The sequence below is a fragment of the Zhihengliuella sp. genome (assembly GCF_031178195.1).
Classification (GTDB): Bacteria; Actinomycetota; Actinomycetes; order Actinomycetales; family Micrococcaceae; genus Zhihengliuella.
Map to the genome: position 1 here is coordinate 24,003 of NZ_JAPSJL010000002.1, position 12,198 is coordinate 36,200.

Sequence of the window (12,198 nt, forward strand, 5' to 3'; positions counted from 1 at the left end):
TGCCGTGGGTCGGGCTGCGCCGTGGGTCAGGCCGTGCGGTGGGGCGCGTGGATCGCGTCGTCCGGCATCGCGGCCCGGCGGGCGGCTGCCGCGGTGGACTCGTCCAGCAGCTCGGCGGCGGCCGCGGCGCCGCGCGTCCGGTCGGCCTTCTTGGCCCGGCGCTGCTTGGCGGTCTCGGCGATCTGCTCCTCGGAGATGTCGAACAGCGCGCCGAGTGCATTCACGACCTCGTCGCTGCGGCCCTCGGCGGCCAGCTCCCGCGCCCGCACGGTGGGCACGTGGAGCAGCTGGCGCATCATGCGGCGCATCGCGAACTCCACCTCCTCCGCGGCGGCGGTGCAGCCGTGCTGGGCCCGCACCCGCTCGATCTCCGTCTCGAGGACCTGGTGCGTGTGCTTGCGCAGCGCGACGATCGCGGCGTCGGCCGAGCGCTCGCGCAGCTCCAGATCGAACTCCTCGACGGCCTTCGCGACGATCCGTCGGGCCTCGTCCAGCGCGGCCGCCTGTTCGGCCGGCGCGGCCATGCGGACGGACTCGAGCGTGATGACGTCGACGTTCCCGAGGTCCTCCAGGGAGGGGTCGAAGTCGCGGGTCAGCGCCAGATCGATGGCCACCAGGGGGCGCTCGCCCCGGCCCGACTCGGCCAGGTCCTCGGCGGTGATCCGCTGGTCCCCGCCCGAGCAGCCGATGATGACGTCGGCGGCGGCGAGCGCCTCCGGCAACGTCTCGTCGGTCAGCGGGGTGCCGCCACGCGTGGCGGCGAAGGCCTGCGCGCGCCCGGAGTGGGAGTAGACGGCGATCCGGCCGGCGTGGCGCTGCTGCAGCAGCGACATGGTGGCGCCGGCGTACGCACCGGTGCCGAAGACGACGACGGACTTGTCCGCCCAGTCGTCGTCGGCGAGATCCTCCGCCAGATCGAGCGCGACCGAGACGATCGACAGGCCGCGGCCGCCGAGGCCGGTGCTCGAGCCGACGTCCTTGGCGGTCCGGGATGCGGTCTGGAACAGACGCACCAGCGGACCGGTGGCCGTGCCGTGCTGCTGGGCCTCGATGAGCGCACGGCGGACCTGCCCGGCGATCTCCCGTTCGCCGATGACGGCGGAGTCGAGTCCGGCGCCGACCGCGAAGAGGTGGCTCACGGCGTCGCGCCCGGTCTTGGTGGCCAGTGCGGAGGAGACCGTGTGCTCGTCCAGACCGGAGAGCTCGGCGATCTCGGCGATGACCGCCGAGCGGGCCGCCTCGACGTCGTCCTCTGAGGCTGCCTCCGCGTACACCTCGTACCGGTTGCACGTCGCGAGCACGACGGCGCCGTTGATCGGCGTCGTGCCATCGAGTACACCGGTAGCGACCTCGGAGGCGCCGGCGCTCAGGCGGGCGACCGTCTCCAGGTCCACATCTGAATGGGAGGCAACGAGGGATAGGAAAACCACAGTGTCTCCATGGTATCCCCAGTAGGGGTTAAGGGTCCCCTAAGCCGGGGGTGGGTGACATCTCCCCGTCACGTGGCGTTCACCACGCGGGTCGCCTCGCGCGCCCGGTGATTAGCGGAACCCGACCCCGGTTGGCAGAATGACGTGCATGACCTTGAGCGCCAACCACCCGCTGCTGGACGGCCGTACAGCGGGCTCGCCGCTGATCGCCGCCTACCGCGGCGAGAAGCCGTCCCGCCGTCCCGTCTGGTTCATGCGCCAGGCCGGCCGCTCCCTGCCCGAGTACCGGAAGCTGCGCGAGGGGATCGGCATGCTCGACTCCTGCCTGAAGCCAGACCTCGCCGCCGAGATCACGCTGCAGCCGGTCCGCCGGCACGACGTCGACGCGGGCATCTTCTTCTCCGACATCGTCATCCCGCTCAAGCTGGGCGGCGTGGACGTGGACATCGTCCCCGGCGTCGGCCCGGTGCTCGGCACCCCCGTGCGCACGGCCGCGGACGTGGCGAACCTGCCCGAGCTGGACGATGCCGCCCTCGAGCCGATCCGCGAGGCCGTCGCCCTGACCGTCGCCGAGCTGGGCAGCACGCCGCTGATCGGCTTCGCCGGCGCCCCCTTCACCCTCGCGGCCTACATGGTCGAGGGCCGCCCCTCCCGGGACCACCTGGGCCCGCGGACCATGATGCACGCCGACCCGGAGACCTGGCAGGCGCTGGCCGGCTGGGCGGCGGATGCGTCCGGGAAGTTCCTCCGCGCCCAGATCGAGGCCGGCGCCAGCGCCGGCCAGCTCTTCGACTCCTGGGCCGGCAGCCTGGGCCTGGCCGACTACCGGGAGCACGTCGCCCCGGCCTCGGCCCGCGCGCTGGACGCCGTGCGGGACCTCGGCGCCCCGCTCGTCCACTTCGGTACGGGGACCTCCGAGCTCCTCGTGGCCATGCGCGACGTCGGGGTCGACGTCGTCGGCGTCGACTACCGGCTGCCCCTGGCCGAGGCCAACCGCCGCCTCGACGGCACCGTCCCGCTGCAGGGCAACATCGACCCGGCCCTGCTCTCCGCGCCGTGGGAGGTCCTCGAGGCGCACGTGCGCGACGTCGTCGCCTCCGGCTCCGCGGCGCCTGGGCACGTCGTCAATCTGGGCCACGGCGTGCCGCCCGAGACGGACCCGGAGGTCCTCACCCGGGTGGTCTCCCTCATCCACTCGATCGAACCGTAGCCCGCATCACGACCCGTCAGGGAAGGCACCGTGTCCACAGCTGAGAGCACTCCGCGCCGCATCGTCCCCGCCGCCGTCGTCGGCGGGGGTGTGTCCGGCCTGATCGCCGCGCGCGAGCTGGCGATCGCCGGCTTCTCCGTGACGCTGCTCGAGGCGACCGACGCCCTCGGCGGCTGTGTGGCGGGGCACGAGGTGGCCGGACTGGTCCTCGACGCCGGGGCCGAGTCGTTCGCGACCCGCAGCAGCGCCGTGGCCGACCTGCTCGAGGACCTCGGCCTGGGCGAGGACATCGTCTACCCCGCCGGCGGCGGGGCGTGGCTCTACTCCGCCGAGGCGCACGGGCCCGCTCGGCACGGCCGGGACGGAGGGCCGGGGACGCAGGACGGTCGGGCCCAGCCGCTCCCGCAGACCGGCATCCTCGGCATCCCCGGCGACCCGCTGGCCGACGACGTCCGTGCCCTCATCGGCCAGACCGCTGCCCTGCGCGCCGCTGCGGACCTGGCGATGCCGGTCGCGAAGTCCCTCACGGACGGCTCCATGAGCCTCGGCGCGCTCGTGCGCTCGCGCATGGGCTCCGCCGTCCTCGACGCGCTCGTCACGCCCGTCGTCTCGGGCGTCCACTCGGCCGATCCGGACACGCTCGACGTCGACGTCGTCGCCCCCGGTCTGCGGGCCGCCGTCGTGGAGCACGGCTCCCTGGCCCGCGCCGTCGGCGCCCTGCGCTCCGCCGCCCCGGCCGGCTCGGCCGTCGCCGGCCTCCGCGGCGGGGACCTGCGGCTCACCGAGGCCCTCGTCGCGGACCTCGAGGACCGCGGCGTGGAGCTGCGCCGGGGCGTGCGCGCCACCGCCCTGCGCCGGCACGCCGACGGCTACACCGTCTCGCTCTCCAGCTCCGCCGCCGACGGGACCGTCGGCGCCGGGAACGGCGGTCCGGACGAGGCCCTCGAGGTGCAGCGGCTCGTCGTCGCCACCGACGGGCCCTCCGCCGTCGATCTCCTCGGCCACCTGGAACCGGCCCTGGAGGAGCACCGTCCCGAGGCCGGCGCCGGCGTCAGCCTCGTCACCCTGGTGGTGGACCGCCCCGAGCTCGACGACGCGCCGCGCGGGACCGGCGTGCTCGTCGCGCGCGACGCGGCCGACGTCGCCGCGAAGGCGCTCACGCATGCCACCGCCAAGTGGGAGTGGCTGGCCCAGGAGGCCGGCCCGGGCACCCACGTGCTGCGCCTGTCCTACGGACGTCTGTCCGAGGCGAAGGCGCGCATCGCTGACGCGGACGACGCCACGCTCTACGCCACCGCGCTCGCCGACGCGGCCACGCTCCTCGGCCTCGAGCTCGGCGAGGCCGACGTCCTCGGCTGGGACGTCGTCCGCTACTCCGGGGCCCTGCCGTTCGCGACCACCGGCCACCGCCGGCGCGTCGAGGCGGTCCGTGGGATCCTCGAGGCCTTCCCGCAGCTCGACGCCGTCGGCGCCTGGCTCTCCGGGACCGGACTCGCCGCCGTCGTCGCGGACACCCGGGCCCGCACCCGCATCAGCGCCAGCTGACCGGGGCACCGCACACCACCAGCACCGCAGCTGGAACCACGCCACATCAAGAAAGAGGCACCATGAGCGAGAACCGTTCGAACAGCCCCGTGATCGCGGACCGCGAGCGCGAGGGCGACACCCTGCACTTCACGCTGTGGACGGTGTTCAAGCGCGAATCCGACCTGGACCGCTCCGAGGGCGTCGGAGCCTTCGAGGCGCTGGTGGAGGAGCTCGCGGCCGACGGCGTCACCCTGCGCGGAGCCTACGACGTCTCCGGCATGCGCGCCGACGCCGACGTCATGGTCTGGCTCCACGGCCCCACGGCCGAAGGCCTGCAGGCCGCCGTGCGCAAGATCCGCCGCACCTACCTCTTCGCCGAGACGTCCGTGGTCTGGTCCTCGATGGGCGTCCACCGCGAGGCCGAGTTCGCGAAGGACCACTCGCCGGCCTTCTCCCGCGGCGTCCCCGCGGGCGAGTGGATGACCGTCTACCCGTTCGTCCGCTCCTACGAGTGGTACCTGCTGGACCCGGCCGAGCGCGGCAAGATGCTGCGCGACCACGGCATCCTCGGGCGCGACTTCCCGGACGTGCTCGCCAACACGGTGGCCGCGTTCGCGCTGAACGACTACGAGTGGATGATCTGCCTCGAGGCCCCGGTCCTGATCGACCTCGTGGACATGATGCGCCACCTGCGCTACACCGACGCCCGGAACCACGTCCGCGAGGAGGTCCCGTTCTACACGGGCCAGCGGATCGACATCGCACAGATCGCGGAGGTGCTGCGCTGATGAGCCGCGCCGAGAACCAGACCACCGAGGGACTGGGGTACGACGCCGTCCTCCTCGCCTCCTTCGGCGGCCCCGAGGGCCAGGACGATGTCATCCCGTTCCTGCGCAACGTCACGGCCGGGCGCGGGATCCCGGACGAGCGCCTGGAGGAGGTCGCGACCCACTACCGGGCCAACGGCGGCGTCAGCCCGATCAACGAGCAGAACCGCGACCTGCTGGCGGCCCTCGAGGCCGAGATCGCCCGGCGTGACTGGAGCCTGCCGCTGTACTGGGGCAACCGCAACTGGGACCCGTACATCCCCGAGGCCCTCCAGCAGATGTACGACGACGGCCACCGCCGCGTCCTCATGCTGGTCACCAGCGCCTACGCCGGCTACTCGAGCTGCTGCCAGTACCGCGAGGACATCGCCCAGGCCTACGGGAAGACCGGTCTCGAGGGCAAGATCGACGTCGTGAAGATCCGCCAGTTCTTCTACGATCGCGCGTTCATCGCCCCGTTCCAGGAGGCGCTCGCCGCGGGGCTGGCCGACGTCCGGGCGCAGCTGGCCGCCAAGGGCGAGCCGGAGGCGAAGCCCAAGGTCGTCTTCGTCACGCACTCCATCCCCACGGCCATCGCCGAGGCGCAGGGCCCGGACCACGTGAAGGACGAGTACGCCACGGACGCGTACACGGCCCAGCACCTCGCCGTGGCCCGCACGCTGATGGAGACCGTGCCGGAGGCCGCCGGCCTCGAGCACTCGCTGGTGTTCCAGTCGCGCTCGGGGGCGCCGACCACGCCGTGGCTCGAGCCGGACATCAACGACGCCATCGAGGAGTACGCCGCCGCGGGCACTCGCGGCGTCGTGGTCATGCCGATCGGCTTCGTGTCCGACCACATGGAGGTCAAGTGGGACCTCGACACCGAGGCCAAGGACACCGCGGCGGAGCTCGGGCTGGCCTTCCACCGTGCCCCGACGCCGGGGACGCACGCCGCCTTCGTCGGCGGGCTCGTGGACATCGTCGCCGAGCAGCTGCACGGCGCGGACGGCCAGCCGCCCGCCGCGGGCGAGCAGGTGGTCCCCGGCGACTGGAGCGACATCTGCTGCGTCACCGGCTGCCGGCCCATGCTGACCGCGCGCTCGGGTGCACGCCGGCCGGCTGCTGACCCGGCGCCCGCGGCGTCGGATGCCGCCTCCTCGGACCAGGCGGGGCCGGCGTCGCGATGAGCGAGTTCACGGTCGGGACCCGCGGGTCCGCGCTCGCCACCACCCAGACCGGGCACGTGGCGGAGGCCCTGAGCGGGCTCACCGGCCAGGACCACCGCACCGTACTGGTCAAGACGGAGGGCGACGTCACGTCCGGTTCGCTCGCGCAGCTCGGCGGCACCGGCGTCTTCGCCGCCGCCCTGCGCGTGGCGCTGCTCGAGGGCCGGTGCGACCTGGCCGTGCACTCGCTGAAGGACCTGCCGACGAAGCAGCCCGAGGGGCTGGTCATCGCCGCCATCCCGCCGCGGGTGGATGTGCGCGACGCGCTCTGCGCCCGCGACGGGCTGTTCCTGGCGGAGCTGCCGGAGGGCGCCACCGTCGGGACCGGCTCGCCGCGCCGCGCCGCGCAGCTGCGGTACGCCCGGCCGGACCTGCAGATCGTCGACATCCGCGGGAACGTCGGGACGCGCCTGGGTCGCGTGAAGGGCTCGCCGGCCCAGGCGGACGACGGCGGCGTGGGCCGCGTCGCCCAGGGCGACCTCGACGCCGTCGTGCTCGCCGCGGCCGGCCTCGAGCGGCTCGGCCTGCACGCGCACATCACCGAGTACCTCGATCCGGCCGACGTGCTGCCCGCCCCCGGGCAGGGCGCGCTCGCCGTCGAGTGCCGGCCCGAGACCGCCCGTACGGGCGCGCTGGCCGAGGCCCTGCGCGAGCTGGACGACCTGCCCACGCGGCTCGCCGTCACGAGCGAGCGCGCGCTCCTGGCCCGGCTGGAGGGCGGATGCGCCGCCCCGATCGGCGCCCTCGCCCGCGTCGAGGGGGAGCGCCTGCTTCTGGATGCCGTCGTCGCCGCGCCGGACGGTGCGGACGTCATCCGGCGCAGCGCGTCCACCCGCCAGCTCACGGTCGATGGCGCCGAGGCACTCGGACGCGAGCTCGCCGACCTCATGCTCCGCGAGGGCGCGGCCGATCTGGCCGGGCTGTAGCCGGGAGGCGGGCAAGATGACCGGAACCATGAACGATGCCTCTCCGGGCGGGGAGCGGGCGGGGGCGGCCGGCGCCCTGGACGGTCTGACGGCCCTGCTCATGCGCAGCCCCGACCGGGCGGGGCGGACGGTGGCGGAGCTCGCCCGACGGGGGGCGGCCACGGTGCTCTGCCCGCTGATCGACTTCGAGCTGCCGGCCGACACGACCGCGCTCGACGACGGCCTGATCGGCCTGCTCGACGGCCGCTACGACTGGATGGTCCTCACCTCCATCACCACGGTCCGCGCGTTGAAGCAGCGGTCGCGGGCTCTCGGGCGGGAGTTCCGTGTGCCGGCCGGCACACGGATCGGGGCCGTCGGCGACGCCACCGCCCGCGCGGCGCGGGCCGAGGGCATGGACATCGAACTGCTCCCGAGCCCGGAGCGCGGGCAGTCGGCGGAGGGGCTGGTCTCCCTCTGGGAGGAGACGGTCGCCGGCTCCTCCGGGCACGCCCCGGCACGGGTCTTCCTGCCGCAGGCGGACCTCGCGACCGAGGCCCTCGCCGCAGGGCTGCAGCGCGCCGGCGAGACGACCGACGTCGTCGTCGCGTACCGGACCGTCGATGCCCCGGCCCGACCCGAGCTGCGGCTCACCGAGCCGCTGGCCGTCGCCGACGGCAGCGTGCCGGAGCGCGGCGCCGTCCAGCTGTCGGCGGACGGGCTTGCGCACCTCGTCCGCACCCGCGGCGTGGACGCCGTCCTGTTCACCTCGCCGAGCATCGCGCGCCGCTTCACCGACCTGGTCGGCCCTCTCGACGGCCCGGACGGGATCGTGCCCGTCGCCATCGGGCAGCCGACGGCGGCCGAGCTGCACGGCCTGGGGCACCGCGGGATCGCGGTCGCCGCGGCCCCGACCCCGGAGGCCATGGCCGAGGCGTGGACGGCCGCCCTCGCCGCCATCCGACCGACCGACACCACCAAGGAGCAGTCATGAGCTTCCCCCTCCACCGCCCGCGCCGCCTGCGCACGACGCCCGCGATGCGCCGGCTCAGCGCGGAGGTCACCCTCGAGCCGCAGCACCTCATCCTCCCGGCCTTCATCCGCGAGGGCCTCGACGAGCCGAACCCGATCACCTCGATGCCCGGCGTCGTGCAGCACACCACCGACTCGCTCAAGCGCGCGGCGGCAGAGGCGGTGGAGCTCGGCCTCGGCGGCATCATGCTCTTCGGAATCCCCGCGGAACGGGACGCCACCGGAAGCGCCGGCCTCGACCCGGACGGCGTCCTGAACCGCGCCATCGGCGACGTCCGGATCGAGGTCGGCGACGAGCTCGTGGTCATGGGCGACGTCTGCCTCGACGAGTTCACCGACCACGGGCACTGCGGCGTCCTCGACGCGCAGGGCGCCGTCGACAACGACGCGACGCTGGAACTGTACGGGCGGATGGCCGTCGCCCAGGCCGACGCCGGAGCGCACATGCTCGGCCCCTCCGGCATGATGGACGGCCAGGTCGGCGTCATCCGGCAGGCGCTCGACGCCGCCGGACACCACGACGTCTCCATCCTCGCCTACGCCGCCAAGTACGCCTCGGCCTTCTACGGACCGTTCCGCGAGGCGGTGGACTCCCAGCTGACGGGGGACCGCCGGACCTACCAGATGGACGCCGCCAACCGGCGCGAGGCCCTCCACGAGGTCGAACTGGACCTGGCCGAGGGGGCCGACATGGTCATGGTGAAGCCGGCCATGAGCTATATGGACATCATCGCCGACGTGGCCGCCATGTCGCCGGTGCCGGTGTCGGCCTACCAGATCTCGGGCGAGTACGCGATGATCGAGGCCGCCGCCGCCAACGGCTGGATCGACCGCCGGGGCGCCGTCCTCGAATCGGTCCTCGGCATCCGGCGCGCGGGGGCGGATACGGTCTTGACCTACTGGGCGTCCGAGATCGCCGCCTGGCTGCGCGAACGCTAGGCTGAAAGGCCGAGAAGCACGAGCATTCCAGAGAGGTTCCCTTGAGCGCATCACAGAGTCAGAACGAGGCCTACTACGCTGCCGCCCAGCAGTTGATGCCGGGCGGCGTGAACTCCCCGGTGCGGGCCTTCGGCTCGGTCGGCGGCAGCCCGCGCTTCATGGTCGAGGCGGAGGGCCCCTACCTGACCGACGCCGACGGGCAGCGGTACGTCGATCTGGTGTGCTCGTGGGGCCCCGCGCTGCTGGGGCACAGGCACCCCGCCATCCAGGAGGCGGTCCACGCCGCCGTGGACCGGGGGCTGTCCTTCGGCGCCTCGACGCCGGACGAGTCCCGCCTCGCGCAGCTGGTCATGCAGCGGGTCGGGGGAGTGGACCGCCTGCGCATGGTGTCCACGGGGACCGAGGCGACGATGACCGCCGTCCGCCTGGCCCGCGGCTTCACCGGCCGCGAGCTGGTCGTGAAGTTCGCCGGCTGCTACCACGGCCACCTGGATGGGCTGCTCGCGGCGGCCGGCTCGGGGGTCGCCACGATGGCCCTCCCCGGTTCCGCCGGCGTCACGGCCGCGACCGCGGCCGAGACGCTGGTCCTGCCCTACAACGACCGATCCGCCGTCGAGGCGGTGTTCGCCGAGCACGGCCAGAGCATCGCTGCCGTGATCACCGAGTCGGCGCCGGCGAACATGGGCGTCGTGACCCCGGGGCCGGGCTTCAACAAGTTCCTGAAGGAGACGGCGGACGCCCACGGCGCCCTGCTGATCCTGGACGAGGTCCTCACCGGGTTCCGCGTCTCGGACGCCGGCTACTGGGGCCTCTCGGGCCGCGCGGAGGGCTGGACGCCGGACCTCTACACGTTCGGCAAGGTGATCGGGGCCGGACTGCCGACCGCGGCGCTCGGCGGCCGCGCAGCGGTGATGGACTACCTGGCGCCCACCGGCCCCGTCTACCAGGCGGGCACGCTCTCCGGGAACCCGGTGGCCATGGCGGCCGGCATCGCCCAGCTGGAGAACGCGACCCCCGACGTCTACGCGCACCTCGACGCCAAGAGTGTCGAGCTGCAGCGAGCCCTCGGCGAGGCCCTTGACGCGGCCGGGGCCGACTACTCGATCCAGACCGCCGGCAACCTGTTCTCGGTGGCCTTCGGCACCAGCGCGCAGGGAGTGCACGACTACGCGCAGGCCCAGGCGCAGGAGTCATTCCGCTACGGCCCGTTCTTCCACTCGATGCTCGAGTCCGGCGTCTACCTCCCCCCGAGCGTCTTCGAGGCATGGTTCCTCTCCGCCGCCCACGACGACGCGGCGATGAACCAGATCCTCGATGCGCTGCCGGCGGCAGCCCAGGCGGCAGCCGCGGCGAAGCCGGCCGCGTAGCGGATCAGGCCAGGAGCCACGGGGAGTGGCCCGAGACGACGACGGCGCCCGGCCACCTTCCGCGAAGGTGACCGGGCGCCGTCGTGCATTCCCGGGCGGGAGCGTGCGCTGCCGTGACTACTCGGTCGGCATGACGTCGCCGTTGGGCCAGGATTCCTTGATGAACTGCTTGACCTCGTCGGACTGCATGAGCTCCTCCAGCTTCTCGATGGCCGGGGTGCTCTCGCCGGCACGCCAGGCGAGGAAATTGGCGTAGGGGTTCTCCGCCGTGACGTCCTCGACCAGGAGGGCGTCCTCCGTGCTCATGCCGGCCTCGAGGATGTAGTTGCCGTTGACGATCGCGACGTCGACCTGCGGATCCTGGACCTGCTGGACGAGGACCTCGGGCTGGTTCTCCTCGAATTCCAGACCCTTCGGGTTCTGCTCCTCGGTGAGGGACAGCGCCGTCGTGTCGTCCTCGATGTTCTGCAGCAGGCCGCCCTTCTCCAGCAGGTTCAGGGCGCGGAGCTGGTTGGACGGATCGTTGGTGATGGCCACCATGCCGCCGTCCGGGATCTCCTCGACCGAGGCGTGCTGCGAGAACGCGGCGTAGGGCTCGATGTGGATGCCGGCGCCGTGCTCGAACTCGTAGCCCTTGGTCGCCACCTGGTCCTCGAACCACGGGAGATGCTGGTAGTAGTTCACGTCGATGCTGCCCTCGGCGAGGGCGATGTTCGGCGTCTGGTAGTCGTCGAACTCCTGGATCTCGATGTCGATCCCGGCCTCGGGGGCCAGGTTCTGGTCGACGTACTCGAGGATCTTGGCGTGCGGGACGGGCATGGCGCCGACGGTCACGACCACCGGTTCCTCGGGGTTGGGGGACTCCGCGCTGGGGGTGGACGAGCCACCGCAAGCCGTCAGCGCGAAGAGAGCGACCGCACCGGTCGCTGCGAGTGAGAGCTTGTGACGCATGGGAACGCATCCTTTTCGGGTCCGGCCCGCCCCGGACGGGGAGGGCGAGTGGTGCGACCGGCGGCTACCAGTCGCAATCCGCCGCGCGGGGCGTCGGAGATCTAGGGTGTCCTGGGGTGCCGGGTCAGCGGTGGTCCACCCGGCGGCTCAACCAATCGCCGAGGACCTGGATCAGCTGGACGAGGATGACCATGACGGCGATCGTCACGATCATGACCGCGACGTCGTACCGCTGGTAGCCGTAGTTGTAGGCGAGGCGGCCCAGGCCGCCGCCGCCGATGAGACCGGCCATCGCCGAGTAGCCGACGAGCATGACGAGCGTGGTCGTGATGCCCGCGACGATCGACGGCATCGCCTCCGGCAGCATGACCTTGCGGACGACCTGCCTGCGGCTGGACCCCATCACCAGGGCGGCGTCGATCTTGCCGCCCTGGACGTCCCGCAGGGAGGTCTCGACGAGACGCGCGAAGAAGGGGGCCGTCGCGATCGTCAGAGAGACACAGGCAGCGATGGGGCCGATCGACGTCCCGACGATGAAGCGCGTGAACGGGATCAGCGCGAGCATCAGGATCGCGTAGGGGATGGAACGGGTGATGTTCACGACGATCCCCGACAGGACCGCGTTGAGCGGCCGCATGGGGGCCAGGCCGCCCGGCGCGGTCACATGGAGGACGATGCCGAGCGGGACGCCGATGACCACGGTGGCGATGCCGGAGATGACGATCATCTGCAGCGTCTCCAGCAGCGCCTCCGGCAGCGCGTTGGTGATGCCGGGATTCTCGAAGAGCGAATTCAACCAGTCCAT

General features: G+C 72.9%; 11 protein-coding genes. 8 read left to right on the forward strand and 3 right to left on the reverse strand.

All coding sequences use genetic code 11. From position 1 onward, the window contains the following. Positions 1-26 precede the first annotated feature (26 nt). On the reverse strand, positions 27-1,430 hold the full coding sequence (locus RIN46_RS02825; RefSeq protein ID WP_309080085.1) for a glutamyl-tRNA reductase: 1,404 nt from the start codon (positions 1,428-1,430) through the stop codon (positions 27-29). 148 nt (positions 1,431-1,578) lie between these two features. On the opposite strand from RIN46_RS02825, the gene hemE reads away from it, so the two are divergent. From hemE to hemL, 8 genes are all read left to right on the forward strand, one after another. Next, positions 1,579-2,640, forward strand: a complete 1,062-nt coding sequence (gene hemE / locus RIN46_RS02830) for a uroporphyrinogen decarboxylase (RefSeq protein ID WP_309080084.1) — start codon at positions 1,579-1,581, stop codon at positions 2,638-2,640. Between the two features lie 30 nt (positions 2,641-2,670). Then, the gene (locus tag RIN46_RS02835; RefSeq protein ID WP_309080083.1) at positions 2,671-4,185 is read left to right on the forward strand and encodes an FAD-dependent oxidoreductase; all 1,515 of its coding nucleotides are present in this window, start codon (positions 2,671-2,673) and stop codon (positions 4,183-4,185) included. A gap of 62 nt (positions 4,186-4,247) precedes the next feature. After that, a complete protein-coding gene (gene hemQ / locus RIN46_RS02840; protein ID WP_309080082.1) occupies positions 4,248-4,955 on the forward strand; it encodes a hydrogen peroxide-dependent heme synthase in 708 nt (235 codons plus the stop codon). Then, entirely contained in the window at positions 4,955-6,160 is a 1,206-nt protein-coding gene (locus RIN46_RS02845) for a ferrochelatase (protein WP_309080081.1), read from the forward strand. The genes hemQ and RIN46_RS02845 overlap by 1 nt, the downstream gene beginning before the upstream one ends. Then, positions 6,157-7,125: a hydroxymethylbilane synthase gene (gene hemC / locus RIN46_RS02850; protein ID WP_309080080.1), complete on the forward strand. Its 969-nt coding sequence runs from the start codon at positions 6,157-6,159 to the stop codon at positions 7,123-7,125. Before RIN46_RS02845 ends, hemC begins: the two co-directional genes overlap by 4 nt. A 16-nt stretch (positions 7,126-7,141) precedes the next feature. Next, positions 7,142-8,098: a uroporphyrinogen-III synthase gene (locus RIN46_RS02855; RefSeq protein ID WP_309080079.1), complete on the forward strand. Its 957-nt coding sequence runs from the start codon at positions 7,142-7,144 to the stop codon at positions 8,096-8,098. Next, positions 8,095-9,075, forward strand: coding sequence for a porphobilinogen synthase (gene hemB / locus RIN46_RS02860; RefSeq protein WP_309080078.1), 981 nt, complete (start codon positions 8,095-8,097; stop codon positions 9,073-9,075). Before RIN46_RS02855 ends, hemB begins: the two co-directional genes overlap by 4 nt. A 41-nt stretch (positions 9,076-9,116) precedes the next feature. After that, positions 9,117-10,442 (forward strand): glutamate-1-semialdehyde 2,1-aminomutase, encoded by a 1,326-nt coding sequence (hemL, locus tag RIN46_RS02865; protein ID WP_309080077.1) that lies wholly within the window; start codon positions 9,117-9,119, stop codon positions 10,440-10,442. 117 nt (positions 10,443-10,559) lie between these two features. Here the strand turns inward: hemL and RIN46_RS02870 are convergent, their stop codons facing one another. Both RIN46_RS02870 and RIN46_RS02875 read right to left on the reverse strand, forming a co-directional pair. Next, on the reverse strand, positions 10,560-11,393 hold the full coding sequence (locus RIN46_RS02870; RefSeq protein WP_309080076.1) for a MetQ/NlpA family ABC transporter substrate-binding protein: 834 nt from the start codon (positions 11,391-11,393) through the stop codon (positions 10,560-10,562). Positions 11,394-11,517: 124 nt separating this feature from the next. After that, positions 11,518-12,198, reverse strand: a complete 681-nt coding sequence (locus RIN46_RS02875; RefSeq protein WP_309080075.1) for a methionine ABC transporter permease — start codon at positions 12,196-12,198, stop codon at positions 11,518-11,520.